Here is an 18,240-nt window from a genome sequence, read left to right on the forward strand (position 1 = left end):
TCATGCCGGTCAAGGCGCCTGCACGGCGCCTCGCGGCAACCCCAAAAGACTTGCACCGCAGTGCGCCCGGGTTATTCCCAGGACAGCGCACCGCCCGTCTGATATTCGATCACGCGCGTCTCGAAGAAGTTGCGTTCCTTCTTCAAGTCGATCATCTCGCTCATCCACGGGAACGGATTTTCTTCGTTCGGGAACAGCTGATCGAGACCGATCTGCTGGCAACGGCGGTTGCAGATGAAGCGCAGATAGCTCTTGAACATCGATGCGTTCAGACCGAGCACGCCGCGAGGCATGGTGTCCTCGGCGTAGCGGTACTCGAGGTCGACCGCATGCTTGAACAGTTCGGTGATCTCCGCACGGAACGCCGGGGTCCACAGGTGCGGGTTTTCAAGCTTGATCTGGTTGATGAGGTCGATGCCGAAGTTGCAGTGCATCGACTCGTCACGCAGGATGTACTGGTATTGCTCCGCTGCGCCGGTCATCTTGTTCTGGCGGCCGAGCGCGAGAATTTGCGTGAAGCCGACATAGAAGAACAGGCCTTCCATGATGCAGGCGAACACGATGAGCGACTTGAGCAGATTCTGGTCGGCTTCGAGCGTGCCGGTCTTGAACGACGGATCAGTCAGCGTCTGGATGAACGGGATCAGGAACTCGTCCTTGTCGCGGATCGACTTGACCTCGTGGTACGCGTTGAAGATCTCGCTCTCGTCCAGACCCAGCGACTCGACGATGTACTGGTAGGCGTGCGTGTGGATCGCCTCTTCGAACGCCTGGCGCAGCAGGAACTGGCGGCATTCGGGCGCCGTGATGTGCCGGTAGGTGCCGAGCACGATGTTGTTCGCGGCGAGCGAGTCGGCGGTCACGAAGAAGCCGAGGTTGCGCTTGACGATGCGGCGCTCGTCCTCGGTCAGACCGTTCGGGTCCTTCCACAGGGCGATGTCGCGGGACATGTTGATTTCCTGCGGCATCCAGTGGTTCGCACAGCCCGCCAGGTATTTTTCCCAAGCCCACTTGTACTTGAACGGGACCAGCTGATTCACGTCGGTCTGGCCGTTGATGATGCGCTTGTCGGCGACATTCACGCGCGCTTCGGTCGAGACCGGCGCTTGCGGCGGCGGTGCGACGGCGAAGTCGCTGGCGAAGATGTTGGTCGCCGTGGAAGCCTGTGGAGCGGAACGCAGACCAAACTGCACCTCGGCAGCCTGGACAGCCTGACCCGCGGGGTTGCGCATTGCGTTTTGCTGCGCACCGCTCGACGGAGTTACGGCCGTGATCTCGTCATCCCAGTTGAGCATAAATGTCACCATCAATTTAGATCGGTTTGTACCATCTTTTCGTGAGCGATAAAAGGGTTCGCACACGAAAAATCCTGTTTTCGATTCGCGTTGCGACCTCGATACAACACTTTGTTATCGCATCGTGTCGATTGCATCGCGTGAGCACTGTGTAGAGAGCAGTGATTCGTCGTGCTCACTTCGCATGTGCGAGGTGCTTCGAAGGTCTTCGCGACATCGAGAGCGTGTGTGAAAGACGGGGTTCGCCGCGCGCTTTTCGCTCGCGCTGCGAGTGCGTTTTCACTCGCCGCTCACTGCCTGCCGCGCGCGGCGCTGGAAGCTCGCGCGGCCTTGAGTCTTGTCCCTGCGAGAAACTCCAGGGATTCCTTCCTGTTGCCTCTTTCGCGTAGCGCAACGCGCGTGGTGCGAGTTGCCGGGAGAGTCGGCGCGCATTGCGCGCGCCTCGTTCGTTGTTACATCTCGCTACGACTGCTTCGACTACTGTTTACTACGGATGCTGCGGTCCTCGCATGATGCGAGCGGCGTTGCACCGCACGCATCATGCGCAGCCAGCTTTACTGGCAAGCCTCGCACTCTTCGAAGCCGGGGTCGCCCGGACGCATCATGCACACCGGACCGTCTGCTTCCGGCGCCGCTTCAACCGCGGCTTCCGGTGCGGCCTGCATCGTGGTCGAGCCTGCTGCACCGCCGAATGCGCCGCCCGTTGCACCGCCGAACGCGCCGCCTGCATTGCCGCCGCCTTCGCCGCCCGTCGGCACGGCGTTGAGCGCGCCGTGCGCAACCGTCGACTTCTCGACGTGCGTCGCCCCCATCGTGCGCAGGTAGTACGTGGTCTTCAGACCGCGCACCCATGCGAGCTTGTAGATCTCGTCGAGCTTCTTGCCCGATGCGCCGGCCATGAAGATGTTCAGCGACTGCGCCTGGTCGATCCACTTCTGGCGACGCGATGCGGCTTCGACGAGCCACGTCGGGTCGACTTCGAACGCCGTTGCATACACAGCGCGTAGATCGGCCGGCACGCGGTCGATGCGCGAGAGCATGCCGTCGAAGTACTTCAGGTCGGCGACCATGACTTCGTCCCACAGCCCGCGCGCCTTCAGGTCGCGCACCAGGTAGTCGTTCACCACCGTGAATTCGCCCGAGAGGTTCGACTTCACGTAGAGGTTCTGGAACGTCGGCTCGATGCAAGGCGACACGCCGATGATGTTCGAGATGGTCGCGGTCGGGGCGATCGCGATGCAGTTCGAATTGCGCATGCCGTGCGTCGCGATGCGCTCGCGCAGCGACGTCCAGTCCATCGACTCGCTCGAGTCGACTTCGACGTAGCCGCCGCGTGCTTCGGCGAGCAGCTTGAGCGTGTCCTGCGGGAGGATGCCGCGATCCCACAGCGAGCCGCGGTAGGTCGAGTAGCGGCCGCGCTCGGCTGCCAGCTCCGTCGACGCCCAGTACGCGTAGTAGCAGACGGCTTCCATCGAGCGGTCGGCGAACTCCACGGCTTCCTGCGAAGCAAACGGCGTGCGCAGAACGTGCAGGCAGTCCTGGAAGCCCATGATGCCCATGCCCACCGGACGGTGCTTCAGGTTCGAGTTGCGCGCCTTCGACACCGCGTAGTAGTTGATGTCGATGACGTTGTCGAGCATGCGCATCGCCACGCTGATGGTGCGCTTGAGCTTGTCGTGGTCGAGCGCGTACGTGCCGTCGGCCTGCTCCACCATGTGCGCGACCAGGTTCACCGAGCCCAGGTTACACACGGCGATTTCGCTGTCGCTGGTGTTCAGCGTGATTTCCGTGCACAGGTTCGACGAGTGGACGACGCCCACGTGCTGCTGCGGCGAACGGATGTTGCACGGATCCTTGAACGTGATCCACGGGTGACCCGTTTCGAACAGCATGCCGAGCATCTTGCGCCACAGCTGCGCGGCCGGCAGCTTCTTGAACAGCTTGATCTCGCCGCGCGCGACCTTCTCTTCGTAAGCCGTGTAAGCCTGTTCGAACTCGGCGCCGAACTTGTCGTGCAGATCCGGGCAGGTCGAGGGCGAGAAGAGCGTCCAGTCGCCGCCTTCCATCACGCGCTTCATGAACAGGTCGGGAATCCAGTTCGCCGTGTTCATGTCGTGGGTGCGGCGACGGTCGTCGCCCGTGTTCTTGCGCAGCTCGAGGAATTCTTCGATGTCGAGGTGCCACGATTCCAGGTACGCGCACACCGCGCCCTTGCGCTTGCCGCCCTGGTTCACGGCGACCGCCGTGTCGTTCACGACCTTCAGGAACGGCACGACGCCTTGCGACTTGCCGTTGGTGCCCTTGATGTGCGAGCCGAGCGCGCGCACGCGCGTCCAGTCGTTGCCCAGACCGCCGGCGAACTTCGAGAGCAGCGCGTTGTCCTTGAGCGCCTCGTAGATGCCGTCGAGGTCGTCGGCCACCGTCGTGAGGTAGCACGACGAGAGCTGCGAGCGGTGCGTGCCCGAGTTGAACAGCGTGGGCGTGGACGACATGAAGTCGAACGACGAGAGCACGTTGTAGAACTCGATCGCGCGCGCTTCGCGGTCGATCTCGTTGAGCGAGAGGCCCATCGCGACGCGCATGAAGAATGCCTGGGGCATTTCGATGCGCGTGCCGCCGACGTGCAGGAAGTAGCGGTCATAGAGCGTCTGCAGGCCGAGGTAGCCGAACTGCAGGTCGCGGCCCGCGTCGAGCGCGTTGCCCAGACGCTTGAGGTCGAACTGCTGCAGCTTGTCGTCGAGCAGGCCCGCTTCCACGCCGCGCTTGATGAACTGCGGGAAGTAGTCGGCGTAGCGCACGGCCATTTCGGCTTGCGTCACTTCCTCTTCGAGAATTTCGCGACGGATCGTGTGCAGCAGGATGCGCGAGGTCACCTGGCTATACGCCGGGTCCTTTTCGATCATCGTGCGCGCAGCGAGGATGGCCGAGTCGTAGACCTGGCTCATCGGCACGCCGTCGTACAGATTCTTCACCGTTTCCGCGACGATCGGGTCGGCGTTGACCGCGTCGCCGAGACCGTCGCACGACGAGTCGATCAGCGCGCGCAGCGCCTGCATGTCGAGCGGGCGCGTCACGCCGTTGTCCGTGACGTTGATACCGGGCGCTGCGGGCGCGGCCGTTTCCGGCGCGTTGGCGCGTTCCTGGTTGCGCTTCTCGCGATACAGCACGTAGGCGCGCGCGACGTTGTGCTCGCCGCCGCGCATCAGCGCGAGTTCGACCTGATCCTGGATGTCTTCGATATGGAACGTGCCGCCGTTCGGGCGGCTGCGCACGAGTGCGCGCACGACGTTCTGCGTGAGCTGCTCGACGAGCTCGCGAACGCGCGCCGAAGCCGCGCCCTGGCCGCCGTTCACGGCGAGGAAGGCCTTCGTCATCGCGATCGCGACTTTCGAAGGTTCGAACGACACCACGCTACCGTTGCGGCGAATCACCTTGTGGTCGGCGAACTGCTGCGCGCTCGTCTGGCCGTCTTGCGGTTGGCCACCCAGCGTGTGCGCGGCGGGCGCGCCTTCATACCGGGTCGAGACGTTATCGGTCGTTTGCATGTGCAAAGCTCCTGGGTCCTGGAAAGGTGCGAAGAGAGTTCGCGGATTAAGACGGACGCCGACGTCGTGCCCCCGTGTGCACGCTCGATCGGGCAGAGAAAAAAGTCCAGCCTGGCGAGGCTGCCGGATGCGACAAGGCAGATGAATCACGGACTGCTTCGGTCTTCATCGTGGATGTCGCGATCATTGGCTGTACCTTCTCTCTCGATTACAGCCGGTGCGCCGGTTCTCTCGGCCGACGGCACCGTACAAAGTTTCTGTTTTTTCTATGCTGGTAACGCGCGCGGCGCCTTGCGAGTGAAGCGGGGCGCCGCGGTACAACACAACATATGGTGTGAAGCCTTGTTTCGGGTACCAAGTATAGTGGAAGAAACAGTACGATCAAATGGCTTTTTTTGCTGGTCCTATCTTGACAAGGCCACAAGCCAAGCAGCGCGGGGCCTGGCGGCGAATGCCCCTGCAAGTGGTCTGCGAGGCGCGCGCGAAGACCCTGCGTTTGCGCGCGAGCGGTGCTTATTTCTTGTGCAGCCGGAGAGGGTTCAGCGGGCGTTCGAACGTGTCACGACGCCGCGTTCTGCGCGCCGTGCCCCTGGATATAGGGGAAGCTGGCGTCGGCGAGCTGCGTATCGTGTTTGAGGCGCGCCCAGTCGAAGTGCGGGCCGGGGTCGGTCTTGCGCCCAGGCGCGATGTCCGAATGGCCCGCCAGCGCCTCGATCGGATAGTGCGCGACGAGCGCCTTCACGAGCGCGGCGAGCGTGGCGTATTGCGGCGCCTCGAAGGCCGTCGTGTCGCTGCCTTCCAGCTCGATGCCGATGGCGAAATCGTTGCAGCGCTCGCGCCCGAAGAAGCTCGACGCGCCCGCGTGCCACGCGCGCTCGTCGCACGAGACGAACTGCTCGAGCGCGCCATCGCGATGAATGACGAAGTGCGCCGAGACGCGCACGCCGCGCAGGTTGGCATCGAAGTACGGATGCGCGTCGCAGTCGAGGCGGTTGAGAAAGAGATCGGCGATCTCGGGGCCGCCGAAGACGTTGGGCGGCAGGCTGATGTTGTGGACGACGATGAGCGTCGGCACGGCGCCTTGCGGACGGGCCTCGAAGTTGGGCGAAGGCAGGCGGCGCGCGCCGGACACCCAGCCCTGCGCATCGACTTCGTACGCGCGCGATCCTGGCGATGCAGCAGCGCTCATCGTGCGGGGCGATCCTGGGCCGTGGTGCGCGCGTCGTACGCGCGCGCGTGCTCGGAACTGCAGAACGAGCGCGTGCCGACATTCACCGATTCGCTGCGCGGCGCATGCACACCGCACTCGGCGCAGCGCACCATCGGCTCGGGCAGCGCAGGTTTGCCGCTCGCGCTCGCGCCGCCATTGGCGCTGCGCGCGGCGCCCTGCCCCGGCTGCGCGCCCTGCCCCGGTTGGGCACCGGCACGCGTTTGCGTCTGCGCCCGGCGCAGCGCCTTGACGAACCACTGTCCGACCACGAACAGCAGGACGAGGAGAAGAATCTGTCTCATCGGAACACGCGACTCATACGACTCAAACCACGGGGCGGTGCAGCAGCACCTCGAAGACGAAACGGCTGCCCACATAAGCGAGCAGCAAGGCGATGAACGATGCGATCACCCAGCGCAGCGCAGCGCGGCCGCGCCAGCCGGAAATCTTGCGCGCGGTGAGCAGCGCGCCGAACATCAGCCACGAAAGAATCGCGAAGACGGTCTTGTGATCGAGCGAAAGCGGCCGGTCGATCAACTGCTCGCTGAACACGATGCCCGAGACGAGCGTGGCCGTGAGGAGCACGAAGCCCGCGCCGATCAGGCGGAACAGCAGCTTTTCCATGGTGAGGAGCGGCGGCAGCGTCTCGATCCAGTTCGAGAGCCAGCCGCCGCCGCGATTGCTCGCGTTGCGCTGGAAGCCCGCGCCCTTCAGGGCATGCAGCCGGCGCTCGACGGCGAGCATCAGCACTGCATGCAACGCGGCGATCGCAAAGAGCCCGTAGGCAATGTTCGCGATGACGAAGTGCAGCTTGAACATCGGCGCGGCCGCATAGGGCAGCACGCGCACGCCGCCGAACACGAACGGCAGGATCGACGCGACGGCCGCCAACGGCAGCAGCAGCAGGCGCAGGCCGTCGAGCGCAAAGAAAAAGCTCTCGATCCAGTAGATGCCGGCGCCGAGCCAGAACATGGCCGACAACGCGAAGGCGAAGCCGAACACCATTTCGTTGGCGGGGAAGATCGTCATGTGCAGGAGCACGCCGTGCGCGGCGAGCGCGACGAAGAGCAGCGCACGCGAAAGCGGGCCGAAGGTCCGCGCGCGCAGGGCGTCGCCGCCCGCGCCGAGCGTCACCGGAACGGGCGGCACGCTGCCGAGCAGCGGCGCGGTGCCCGCGCGGCGCAGCGCACGCCAGTCGGCGGCGCACAATCCGCCGTACAGGAGCACGGTGAGGGCATACAGTACAATATCCATGTTCGAAGTTTACTATAGGCCCCCTGGCCGCGCGGGATCGCGACGAAACGCGGCGCGTTCCCGTTTTGCGCGCGCGGGCCGGGCCGCACTGCTCACCGCCTCCCCATGCTCGACAATCTCACTCAACGGATGGCGCGCGTCGTCAAGACGCTGCGCGGCGAAGCCCGGCTGACCGAAGCCAATACGCAGGAAATGCTGCGCGAGGTGCGTCTCGCCCTGCTCGAAGCGGACGTGGCGCTGCCCGTCGTGCGCGAATTCATCGCCAAGGTGAAGGAGAAGGCGCTCGGCGAGGAAGTGATCTCCAGCCTCTCGCCGGGCCAGGCGCTCGTCGGCGTGGTGCAGCGCGAGCTGACCGCCGTGATCGGCGGCGACTACGAAGGCCGTGCTGCCGAACTCGATCTCGCCGTCACGCCGCCTGCCGTCATCCTCATGGCGGGTCTGCAGGGCGCCGGTAAGACCACCACCACCGGCAAGCTCGCCAAGCTCCTGCGCGAGAAGTACAAGAAGAAGGTCCTCACCGTTTCGTGCGACGTCTACCGCCCTGCCGCTATCGCGCAGTTGAAGACGGTGACGGAACAGGTCGGCGCCGACTTCTTCCCCTCGCAGCCGGACCAGAAGCCCGTCGAGATCGCCGCCGCGGCGGTCGACTGGGCCAAGCGCCACTATCACGACGTGCTGCTCGTCGACACGGCCGGCCGCCTCGGTATCGACGAGGCGATGATGAACGAGATCACCGCGCTGCACGCCTCGCTCAAGCCCGCTGAAACGCTCTTCGTGGTGGACGCCATGCTCGGCCAGGACGCGGTCAACACCGCGAAGGCGTTCAACGACGCCCTGCCGCTCACCGGCGTCGTGCTCACCAAGCTCGACGGCGACTCGCGCGGCGGCGCGGCGCTCTCCGTGCGCCACATCACGGGCAAGCCGATCAAGTTCGTCGGCGTCGCGGAAAAGCTCGACGGCCTCGAGGTGTTCCACCCGGACCGCATGGCGAACCGTATTCTCGGCATGGGCGACATTCTCGCGCTCGTCGAGGAAGCGCAGCGCGGCGTGGACGTGCAGGCCGCGCAAAAGCTCGCCGACAAGGTCAAGAAAGGCGGCGACTTCGACCTCAATGACTTCCGCGCGCAACTTTCGCAGATGAAGAGCATGGGTGGCCTGTCGTCGCTCATGGACAAGCTGCCCGCGCAGTTCCAGCAGGCCGCCTCGGGCGCCAACATGGGCCAGGCCGAGAAGCAGATGCGCCGCATGGAAGGCATCATCAACTCGATGACGCCCGCCGAGCGCGCCAAGCCCGAGCTCATCAAGGCCACGCGCAAGCGCCGCATCGCGGCGGGCGCGGGCGTGCAGGTTCAGGAAGTCAACCGCATGCTCAACCAGTACGAGCAGATGCGCACCATGATGAAGAAGCTCAAGGGCGGCAATCTGCAGAAGATGATGCGCGGCATGAAGGGCATGATGCCCGGCATGCGCTGATCCCGCGGGCCGCGCGGCGCACATCGCGCGCACGGCGGCCCCACTCGACGCGGCGCGCGACGGACCAAATGCGCGGGTTTATGCTGTAGCGCGCGCCGCCGTTATTTTCCACACTTCAGTAGCTACAGCTACCTTCCCGCCAGAGTCATGAATCGCGAAGAAGCCCTGCACATTTTCCGCCACTCCGAAGAGATCGTTTCGGAGGGCGACGTCAATGCGTCGATCGGCCGGATGGCCGAAGCCATCCGCGCCGAGATCAGCGAGGACTTCCCGCTCGTGCTGTCGGTGATGGGCGGCGCCGCCGTGTTCACCGGCATGCTGCTGCCGCACCTCGACTTCCCGCTCGAGTTCGACTACATCCACCTCACGCGCTACCGCAACGCGATCAAGGGCAGCGCCGAGATGCAGTGGCGCGTGGCGCCGCGCGAGTCGGTGAAGGACCGGGTGGTGCTCGTGCTCGACGACATCCTCGACGAAGGCGAGACGATGGCCGCGATTCGCGACCGCATCATGGACATGGGCGCGAAGCGTTTCCTCTCGGCCGTGCTGTGCGAGAAGACGCTCACGAAGGCCAAGCCGCTGCATCCCGACTACTGCGGCTTTTCGGTGCCGGACCGCTACGTGTTCGGCTGCGGCATGGACGCCAAGGGTTACTGGCGCAATCTGCCGACCATCCGTGCGCTGACCGAAGGCGCCTGAAGCGCTTCTGAGGCAATCGGAGCGTCATGAAAAAAGCAGCCCGCGGGCTGCTTTTTTATTGCCTGCGACGCGCGCTGCACGCGGCGTCAGAGGTGATGCACGAAGGTCGCGATCCCCGCGAGGATCATCTCCACCGATATCGCCACGAGCACGAGGCCCATCAGCCGCTCGAAGGCCGTCACCACGCGCTCGCCGAGCCACTGCTGGATGCGCTCCGCCATCACCAGCACGACCGCGCAGATCACCATCGTCACGACGAGCGCGGCCACCCATTCATAGAGTTTGCCGGGCGCCTGCGAGGTGAGCAGCATGACCGTGGCGAGCGCCGAAGGCCCCGCCAGCGCGGGAATGGCGAGCGGCACGATGAGCGGCTCGCCGCCCTTGTCGCCACTGCCGAACGGGCCGCCCGGATGCGGAAAGATCATGCGCAGCGCGATCAGGAACAGCACGATGCCGCCGCCGATGCGCAGCGAGGTATCGGTGAGCCCCATCATGCGCAGGAAGCTGTTGCCGGCGACCATGAAGATCAGCAGGATCACGAACGCGATCGCGACCTCGCGCAGGATCACGACCGCGCGGCGCTGCTTGGCAACGCCGCGCAGGCAGCTGATGAAGAGCGGAATATTCCCGAGCGGGTCGGTGATGAGGAGCAGCAGGACCGTAGCGGACAGAAAACTGTACTCCACGCTCGCAGCGCTCCTTTAACCGGGATGGACCGTCGTTAAACCGCGAGTGCCGCGCGGATCTTCTGTGCCACCGTCTGCGCGGCCTCATCGGCCGCCAGCAGCGTCGCTTCGGTATCGCGGCGGCCCTGGTACTCGATCTTGCCGTCCTTCAGGCCGCGCTCGCCGATCACGAGACGATGCGGCACGCCGATCAGCTCCCAGTCGGCGAACATCACGCCCGGACGCTCGCCGCGGTCGTCGAGAATCACGTCCACGCCTGCTTCGAGCAGTTCGTTGTAGACGCGCTCGGCGTGCTCGCGCACGAGCTCGCTGCGGTCCATACCCATCGGGCACACGACGACCTGGAACGGCGCAATCGACTCAGGCCAGATGATGCCCTTCTCGTCGAAGTTCTGCTCGATGGCTGCACCGAGGATACGCGTGACGCCAATGCCGTAGCAGCCCATCTGCATCGGCGCCGGCTTGCCGTTCTCGGCGAGGAACGTGGCGTTCATCGCTTCCGAGTACTTCGTGCCGAGCTGGAACACGTGGCCCACTTCGATGCCGCGGCAGATGTCGATCACACCCTTGCCGTCGGGCGAGGGATCGCCCTTCTTCACGTTGCGGATGTCGGCGACGACCGGCTCCGGCAGGTCGCGGCCCCAGTTCACGCCCGTGGTGTGGAAGTCGACTTCGTTCGTGCCGACCACGAAATCGCTCATGTTCGCGACCGTACGATCGGCGATCACCTTGACCGGCTTCTTCGTGTTAAGCGGTCCGAGGTAGCCCGGCGGCGTGCCGAACCACTCGACGATTTCCGCTTCGGTCGCGAAGCGGAAGCCGCTCAGGCCTTCGAGCTTGCCGACCTTGATCTCGTTCAGGTCGTGGTCGCCGCGCAGCATCAGCAGCCAGATCGTGGGCTCGGCGCCTTCGTTGTCCGTCGCGAGGATGATCGACTTGATGGTGCTTTCGAGCGGGATGCCGAGCAGCTCGGCGACGGCTTCGCACTTGGCCGCGCCCGGCGTGGGCGTTTTCGTCAGCGCCTGCGTGGGCGCGCCGCGCTGCGCGATGAGCGGCAGCGCTTCGGCGGCTTCGACGTTGGCCGCGAAGTCCGAGCTCGGGCAGTAGGCGATGTCGTCCTCGCCCGTTTCCGCGATCACGTGGAATTCGTGCGAGCCGCTGCCGCCGATCGAGCCGTTGTCGGCCGCGACCGCGCGGAACTGCAGGCCCAGTCGCGTGAAGATGCGCACGTAAGCGTCGTACATCTTCTGGTACGAGAGCTTGAGACCTTCGACGTCCTTATCGAACGAGTACGCGTCCTTCATGATGAATTCGCGCCCGCGCATCACGCCGAAACGGGGACGGATTTCGTCGCGGAACTTCGTCTGCACCTGATAGAAGTTCACCGGCAGCTGGCGATAGCTCTTGATCTGGCCGCGCGCGATGTCGGTGACGACCTCTTCGTGCGTCGGGCCCATCACGAAGTCGCTCTGCTTGCGATCCTTGAAGCGCAGCAGTTCCGGCCCGTATTGTTCCCAGCGACCCGATTCCTGCCACAACTCGGCCGGCTGCACGGCCGGCATGAGCAGCTCGATGGCGCCGGCGCGGTTCATTTCCTCGCGCACGATCTGCTCGACCTTGCGGATCGAACGCAGACCGATCGGCAGATAGTTGTAAATGCCGCCAGCGATGCGACGGATCATGCCCGCGCGAACCATCAGCTTGTGGCTGACGATTTCCGCGTCAGCGGGCGCTTCCTTCAGGGTGCCGATAAAGAAACGGGAGGCTTTCATTCAAATTATCCAAAAGCGGCGGCCCGGTGCAGACCGCCCGAAGAAGTGACCAACGGAGGAGTTCACGAACCCACCATTATGACAACGCGCCGGGCGCCGTGCTGATGACGCCGGCCAGATTCGAAGCCGATTGCGCCCCGAGACCGTTTTGCGCGGTCTCGGCCATTCGCTCAACTTTCCGGACGCCGGGTCACGGAGGGCGGGTGCGTGAGGGCCGTTATCTGTTTATAATCAAAGCAATTTTAAAGGATTCGAAGGTGGTTGTATGCTGGATCGTGAGGGGTTTCGCCCGAACGTCGGCATCATCCTCTTGAACGCGCGAAACGAGGTGTTTTGGGGCAAGCGGGTTCGCGAACATTCCTGGCAGTTTCCGCAAGGGGGCATCAAGTATGGTGAAACCCCCATGCAGGCAATGTTTCGGGAGTTGCACGAAGAAACCGGTTTGCATCCGGAGCACGTCAAGATCGTCGGTCGCACACGCGACTGGTTGCGTTATGAGGTGCCGGACAAGTTCATCAAGCGCGAAGTGCGCGGCCATTATCGCGGCCAGAAACAGATCTGGTTTCTGCTGCGTATGGTCGGGCGCGACTGCGATATCTGCCTGCGGGCAACGGAGCATCCCGAGTTCGATGCGTGGCGCTGGAATGAATACTGGGTGCCGCTCGAGGCGGTCATCGAGTTCAAGCGCGACGTCTATCAGCTCGCGCTGACCGAGCTTTCGCGCTTCCTGCGCCGGCCCGCGCCGCGTCAGGAGCGTCTGGGCGTGCAGGCTCACGAGGTGCGCTACCCGCGCATCGTGACGTCGGCGCACGCAGACGCGGTGCACGCCGAGCCGTATGAGGTTGCACCGGAAGGCGTAGCCGAACGTACGCCGCGTACGCCGATCGAAAGCGATTGCGCGTCGGCGCAGAGTATCATCGAGCCTGCGCAGGACGAGCAGGATCAAGGGGCTTGAGCCAACGCAAAGAACGCCCGAACCGGCGGGGCCCGGCGCATCACGCGCCGGGTCCCGCCGGTTCGCATTCGCGGCGCCGTTCGTTCGTAACGCGCGCCCGTGCTTCGAGGAAAACCAATTTGAAACGATTTGCTCTTGCTGCGGCATGCGCCGCAGGCGGTGTGCTGCTTGTGTCAGGACTGGCCGCGTGCTCCAGTTCCGGTCCCACGAACAAGGACGACAGCGCGTTCGTCTACCTTCTGGACCGCAAGGGCGAATGGCAGGAAAACAAGCTCGAAGGCCTGCCGCCGCTGCCGCAGGCCGGCGCGACGCTGCTGCCGTTCGACGTCTCGAACAACTCGCCGCTCAAGTTCGCCATCGACCCCGCATCGCTCACGGTCGGCACGGATGGCGTCGTGCGCTACACGATCGTCATCACGAGCCCGAGCGGCGCGCGTAACGTGAACTACGAAGGGATTCGCTGCGACACCTACGAGTGGCGCCTCTACGCGAGCCTCGACGCCGATCACAACGGCTGGGACCAGACCGTCGCGAACAACTGGTCGCGCATCGAGAACGGCACGCTCAACGCGTACCAGTCGAGGCTCTATCAGGACTACTTCTGCGCCAACAAGATGCCGATCGCGAAGGCGTCGACCCTGATCGAAAACCTGCGCTACGGCCGCACGCAGTCGACGCTGGTGCGTTAACTGCCTTTGATGGGCATGAAAAAGCCGCTGCGGCCTTTGGCCACAGCGGCTTTTTAACTTCTGGCGATGCGCGGCTGGCCAGGAACGGCCGTCAAACCAGCACGAGATTGTCGCGGTGAATCAGCTCCGGCTCGAGCATATAGCCGAGGATGCCCTCGATCTCGCCGCTCGGATGACGCTGGATCAGCTTCGTTTCCGCGCTGCTGTAGTTGGTGAGCCCGCGCGCCACTTCCACGCCCGCGCCGTTCAGGCAAGCGATCACCTCGCCGCGCGCGAACGCACCCTGCACACCGGTCACGCCGATGGGCAGCAGGCTCTTGCCGTCTGCCGTGAGCTTCTGCACCGCGCCGTCGTCGATCACGACGTGGCCGCGCACCTGCAGGTGGTCGGCCATCCACTGCTTGCGCGCCGCCATGCGCGCCGTACGTGCGATGAGTTGCGTGCCGATCGCCTCGCCCGCGGCCAGACGCACGAGCACTTGCGCTTCGCGCCCGCTCGCGATCACCGTGTTCGCGCCGCTATGTGCGGCACGCTTGGCCGCGAGGATCTTGGTGAGCATGCCGCCGCGGCCGATGCTCGACCCCGCGCCGCCCGCCATTGCCTCGAGCTCCGGCTTGCCTGCGTCGGCTTCCTGCACGAGCGTCGCGCTCGGGTCCTTGCGCGGGTCGGCCGTATACAGGCCGCTCTGGTCGGTGAGGATGATGAGCGCGTCGCCTTCGATCAGGTTCGCAACGAGCGCGCCGAGCGTGTCGTTGTCGCCGAACTTGATTTCGTCGGTGACCACGGTGTCGTTCTCGTTGATGATCGGCACGACGCCGAGGCGCAGCAGCGTGAGCAAGGTGGAGCGCGCATTGAGATAGCGTTCGCGGTCAGCCAGGTCGGCATGCGTGAGCAGGATCTGCGCAGTGCGGATGTCGTGCTCGGCAAAGCGGCTCTCATAGACCTGGGCAAGCCCCATCTGCCCGACTGCGGCGGCAGCCTGAAGCTCGTCGATCTCGCGCGGCCGCTTCGTCCAGCCGAGCCGTTGCATGCCTTCGGCGATCGCGCCCGAACTCACGAGCACGACTTCCTTGCCTTGCGCACGCAGCGCCGCAATCTGCGCGGCCCAGCGGCCGATTGCCGCATGATCGAGCCCGCGGCCGTCGTTGGTGACGAGGCTCGAACCGACTTTCACTACCAGACGCCGCGAATCGGCGATGACGGAACGCATGCTGCGCGGTCTCCCAAATGACTGATGACGCGTGAAGTTTCCCCGGCGCGGCGTGCGCGGCTCGCGCGCCGGCCGGTGCAGCGAATTACTCCTGCGGCTGCTCCGCGTTCCCACCTTTGCCCTCGCGGAAGCGCACGTCGGAGGCGAGGTCTTCGGCTTCGGCAGCACGGCGCGCGTCCGAGTGCGCGGAGACGTAGTCGTACACCGCGTAACACAGGTTTTCGCAGCCCTGCCCCGTGAGCGCGGAAATCTCGAACACGGGACCGTCCCACTCGAAGCGCTTCACGAAGTCCGCAATGCGCGCGGCGCGCTCATCCTCCGGCACCATGTCGAGCTTGTTCAGCACGAGCCAGCGCGGCTTGTCATAGAGCGTCTCGTCGTACTTGCGCAGCTCGCCGACGATCGCCTTCGCCTCGACAACCGGATCGACGCTTTCGTCGAACGGCGCGAGGTCGACCAGATGCAGCAGCAGGTTCGTGCGCTGCAGATGGCGCAGGAACTGGTGACCGAGGCCCGCGCCTTCGGCGGCGCCTTCGATCAGGCCCGGAATATCGGCGATCACGAAGCTCTTGCTCGGCCCCACGCGCACCACGCCCAGATTCGGCGCGAGCGTCGTGAACGGGTAGTCGGCGATCTTGGGCTTCGCGTTCGACACCGAGGCGATGAACGTGGACTTGCCCGCGTTCGGCATGCCGAGCAGGCCGACGTCGGCCAGCACCTTCAGTTCCAGCTTGAGCATGCGGCGCTCGCCGGGCTTGCCGTCGGTCTTCTGACGCGGCGCGCGGTTCGTGGACGACTTGAAATGCAGGTTGCCGAGGCCACCCGCGCCGCCCTTCGCGACCATCACCTGCTGCTCGTGCTCGGTCAGGTCGGCGATCAGCTCGCCCGTGTCCTGGTCGGTGATGACCGTGCCCACCGGCATACGCAGCGTGATGTCGTCGCCGCCCTTGCCATAGCAGTCGGAGCCGCGGCCGTTTTCGCCGTTGCGCGCCTGGTGCTTCTTCGTGTAGCGGTAGTCGATGAGGGTGTTGATGTTGCGGTCGCCGACGGCGTAGACGCTGCCGCCGCGCCCGCCGTCACCGCCGTCCGGCCCGCCGAACGGGACGAACTTCTCGCGTCGCATCGACGCGCTGCCATCGCCCCCATCGCCGGCGATGACTTCGATCTTCGCTTCGTCAATGAACTTCATGAGTTACTCCGTCCCGTGGATATCGATATTTTGCCCGCCATGGCCGAAACTGGCCAACAACGCACCGCAAGTCAACGGAAGCCCGTTACGACCCCGAAAGACTGCGGATAAATAAAAAGGCCCCGCAAACTTCGCGGGGCCTTCCTTGCGTCGCGTGCAGCCCGCTCGCGAGCGGTCTAAAGCTTAGGCCGCTGCCGGGACGACGTTGACCAGTTGCTTGTTGGCTGCGCCCTTGATCGTGAACGCGACGTGGCCGTCGACCAGCGCGTAGAGCGTGTGGTCCTTGCCGATACCGACGTTCAGGCCCGGGTGCATGCGCGTGCCGCGCTGGCGAACGATGATGCCGCCTGCGAGGATCGCCTGGCCGCCGTACACCTTCACGCCAAGTCGTTTCGACTCTGAGTCGCGGCCGTTACGTGACGACCCGCCTGCCTTTTTGTGTGCCATTTGTTTGCTCCTTTACCTGCGTGCGCTTACGCGTTGATCGCGTCGATGCGCAGTTCGGTGTAGTTCTGGCGGTGGCCGCCATGCTTCTGGTAGTGCTTCCGGCGACGCATCTTGAAGATGGTCACTTTGGCGTGTCGGCCTTGCGACACAACGGTGGCCTTGACGGAAGCCCCACTGACCAGCGGCGTACCGAACTTAATCGATTCGCCTTCGCCCACTGCGAGAACCTGGTCGAGCGTGATTTCTGCGTCAATGTCAGCCGGTATCTGTTCTACTTTAAGTTTTTCGCCAACGGCAACTTTGTACTGCTTGCCGCCGGTTTTTATGACCGCGTACATTGAGAACCTCACTCTGAGTAATCTTTTCAGGCACACTGCGCGCCCGAAACCTTAGATTATACATAGAGTTAGCTTCGCGGTCAAAAGCTGTGCAAGTCCGTTGCGCGAGTGCGCGCGAGGGATCCTGGGCCCGCCAGACGGCCTCCAGGGCTATCCGCACAGCATAGCGCCAGCATCCATGCGGCCGTCCGGGCCGCGAGAAAATAGAGGGAGCCATCGGCAGGACGGTAGCGGAGCGTCCGGCATGCTGTCGATTCGCCTTATAATCCGCGGCACTACCCCTATTTGCCATCATGTCGTCCACCGCCACCCCATCCCCCAGCGCAGCCACCCTGCTTGCCCCCATCGCCAGTGACATGGAGCAGGTGAATCGTGTCATCCGGCAGAGCCTGGCGTCCGAGGTGATGCTGATCAACCAGATCTCCGAGTACATCATCGGCGCGGGCGGCAAGCGGCTGCGTCCGGCGCTCCTGCTGATGGTGGCCGGCGCGCTCGGCGACCACGGCACGGAGCGCCATGTGCTCGCGGCGGTCGTCGAGTTCATTCACACGGCCACGCTCCTGCACGACGACGTCGTCGACGAATCGGACCTGCGGCGCGGCCGCCAGACGGCCAACGCGCTGTTCGGCAACGCCGCCAGCGTGCTGGTGGGCGATTACCTGTACTCACGCTCGTTCGAGATGATGGTGGGCGTCGGCAAGATGCGCGTGATGGAAATCCTGTCCGCCGCCACGACGATCATCTCCGAGGGTGAAGTCCTGCAGCTGCTGAACATGCACGACGCCGACGTGGACACCGACCGCTACATGCAGGTGATCCGCTACAAGACCGCCAAGCTTTTCGAAGCCGCGGCGCAGCTCGGCGCGGTGCTTTCGGGGGCGGATGCGCGCACCGAGGAAGCCGCAGCCGAGTACGGGCGGCGCATCGGCACGGCATTCCAGATCATGGACGACTGGCTCGACTACACGGGCACGCCTGAATCGATGGGCAAGAACGCGGGCGACGACCTGCGCGAAGGCAAGCCCACGCTGCCGCTCATCTGGCTGATCGAGCACGGCACGGCGGCGGAAGCCGCGCTTGCGCGCGAAGCGATCGAGCAAGGCGGCACGACGCGTTTCGATGAAATCTTCGCGGCGATCACGCGCTCGGGCGCGCTCGAGCACACGCTGCAATGCGCGCGCACCGAGGCCCGGGCCGCCGCCGATGCGATTTCAGCGTTCCCCCCTTCCATTTACAAAGATAGCCTGCTAGAATTATGTTCTTACTCGACGACGCGCCAGTCTTGAAACAGACGAAGCAAGTTGTGGAGTCCAGCAGTCAATTCGGGGTGTAGCTTAGCCTGGTAGAGCGCTACGTTCGGGACGTAGAGGCCGGAGGTTCGAATCCTCTCACCCCGACCAGAATTCGAGAAAAAACCGCGCATGCATTGCGCGGTTTTTTTTCGTCTGTATCTCCTGCACTGCATCTTGTCCGGACAA

At 64.4% G+C, this 18,240-nt stretch carries 15 protein-coding genes, 1 tRNA gene and 1 pseudogene; 6 read left to right on the forward strand and 11 right to left on the reverse strand.

The genetic code is table 11. From position 1 onward, the window contains the following. Window positions 1–71: 71 nt before the first annotated feature. From AB4Y35_RS18635 to AB4Y35_RS18655, 5 genes are all read right to left on the reverse strand, one after another. Window positions 72–1,295 carry a ribonucleotide-diphosphate reductase subunit beta gene (locus AB4Y35_RS18635; protein WP_028207823.1) on the reverse strand — a complete coding sequence of 408 codons (1,224 nt, stop codon included), beginning with the start codon at window positions 1,293–1,295 and terminating at the stop codon, window positions 72–74. A gap of 554 nt (window positions 1,296–1,849) precedes the next feature. Further along, window positions 1,850–4,840 carry a ribonucleoside-diphosphate reductase subunit alpha gene (locus AB4Y35_RS18640; protein ID WP_368705371.1) on the reverse strand — a complete coding sequence of 997 codons (2,991 nt, stop codon included), beginning with the start codon at window positions 4,838–4,840 and terminating at the stop codon, window positions 1,850–1,852. A 559-nt stretch (window positions 4,841–5,399) separates the two neighbouring features. Next, the gene (ampD, locus tag AB4Y35_RS18645; protein ID WP_368705372.1) at window positions 5,400–6,029 is read right to left on the reverse strand and encodes a 1,6-anhydro-N-acetylmuramyl-L-alanine amidase AmpD; all 630 of its coding nucleotides are present in this window, start codon (window positions 6,027–6,029) and stop codon (window positions 5,400–5,402) included. After that, window positions 6,026–6,352, reverse strand: coding sequence for a PP0621 family protein (locus tag AB4Y35_RS18650; protein ID WP_368705373.1), 327 nt, complete (start codon window positions 6,350–6,352; stop codon window positions 6,026–6,028). The genes ampD and AB4Y35_RS18650 overlap by 4 nt, the downstream gene beginning before the upstream one ends. A 22-nt stretch (window positions 6,353–6,374) precedes the next feature. After that, window positions 6,375–7,304, reverse strand: coding sequence for a cytochrome c biogenesis protein CcsA (locus tag AB4Y35_RS18655; RefSeq protein WP_342924467.1), 930 nt, complete (start codon window positions 7,302–7,304; stop codon window positions 6,375–6,377). Window positions 7,305–7,409: 105 nt separating this feature from the next. On the opposite strand from AB4Y35_RS18655, the gene ffh reads away from it, so the two are divergent. Beyond that, entirely contained in the window at window positions 7,410–8,777 is a 1,368-nt protein-coding gene (ffh, locus tag AB4Y35_RS18660) for a signal recognition particle protein (protein WP_069268510.1), read from the forward strand. 147 nt (window positions 8,778–8,924) lie between these two features. Then, window positions 8,925–9,476, forward strand: a complete 552-nt coding sequence (locus AB4Y35_RS18665; protein WP_028207817.1) for a hypoxanthine-guanine phosphoribosyltransferase — start codon at window positions 8,925–8,927, stop codon at window positions 9,474–9,476. A gap of 86 nt (window positions 9,477–9,562) precedes the next feature. Here AB4Y35_RS18665 and AB4Y35_RS18670 read toward each other — a convergent pair whose 3' ends face one another. After that, window positions 9,563–10,162 (reverse strand): MarC family protein, encoded by a 600-nt coding sequence (locus tag AB4Y35_RS18670; RefSeq protein ID WP_342924464.1) that lies wholly within the window; start codon window positions 10,160–10,162, stop codon window positions 9,563–9,565. Window positions 10,163–10,197: 35 nt separating this feature from the next. Next, entirely contained in the window at window positions 10,198–11,934 is a 1,737-nt protein-coding gene (locus AB4Y35_RS18675) for a proline--tRNA ligase (protein WP_368687515.1), read from the reverse strand. A gap of 265 nt (window positions 11,935–12,199) precedes the next feature. Here AB4Y35_RS18675 and AB4Y35_RS18680 point away from each other — a divergent pair. After that, a pseudogene (locus AB4Y35_RS18680) lies at window positions 12,200–12,748 on the forward strand (RNA pyrophosphohydrolase); the annotation flags it as partial. Window positions 12,749–13,008: 260 nt separating this feature from the next. Next, window positions 13,009–13,578: a CNP1-like family protein gene (locus AB4Y35_RS18685; protein ID WP_342924462.1), complete on the forward strand. Its 570-nt coding sequence runs from the start codon at window positions 13,009–13,011 to the stop codon at window positions 13,576–13,578. A gap of 91 nt (window positions 13,579–13,669) precedes the next feature. Here the strand turns inward: AB4Y35_RS18685 and proB are convergent, their stop codons facing one another. The 4 genes from proB to rplU all read right to left on the reverse strand — a co-directional run bounded on the left by proB (window position 13,670) and on the right by rplU (window position 16,762). Next, window positions 13,670–14,788, reverse strand: coding sequence for a glutamate 5-kinase (proB, locus tag AB4Y35_RS18690; RefSeq protein WP_042270350.1), 1,119 nt, complete (start codon window positions 14,786–14,788; stop codon window positions 13,670–13,672). An 85-nt stretch (window positions 14,789–14,873) separates the two neighbouring features. Beyond that, entirely contained in the window at window positions 14,874–15,977 is a 1,104-nt protein-coding gene (cgtA, locus tag AB4Y35_RS18695) for an Obg family GTPase CgtA (RefSeq protein WP_368705374.1), read from the reverse strand. Window positions 15,978–16,160: 183 nt separating this feature from the next. Then, window positions 16,161–16,424: a 50S ribosomal protein L27 gene (rpmA, locus tag AB4Y35_RS18700; RefSeq protein ID WP_028207811.1), complete on the reverse strand. Its 264-nt coding sequence runs from the start codon at window positions 16,422–16,424 to the stop codon at window positions 16,161–16,163. A 26-nt stretch (window positions 16,425–16,450) separates the two neighbouring features. Beyond that, entirely contained in the window at window positions 16,451–16,762 is a 312-nt protein-coding gene (gene rplU, locus AB4Y35_RS18705; protein WP_007180329.1) for a 50S ribosomal protein L21, read from the reverse strand. A gap of 293 nt (window positions 16,763–17,055) precedes the next feature. Between rplU and AB4Y35_RS18710 the strand changes: the two genes are divergently transcribed. Both AB4Y35_RS18710 and AB4Y35_RS18715 read left to right on the forward strand, forming a co-directional pair. Then, window positions 17,056–18,048, forward strand: coding sequence for a polyprenyl synthetase family protein (locus AB4Y35_RS18710; protein ID WP_368687512.1), 993 nt, complete (start codon window positions 17,056–17,058; stop codon window positions 18,046–18,048). Window positions 18,049–18,085: 37 nt separating this feature from the next. Continuing rightward, a tRNA-Pro gene (locus AB4Y35_RS18715) sits at window positions 18,086–18,162 on the forward strand. The last annotated feature ends 78 nt before the right edge of the window (window positions 18,163–18,240 follow it).

The sequence above is a fragment of the Paraburkholderia sp. EG286A genome, from assembly GCF_040965375.1.
Lineage (GTDB): Bacteria > Pseudomonadota > Gammaproteobacteria > Burkholderiales > Burkholderiaceae > Paraburkholderia.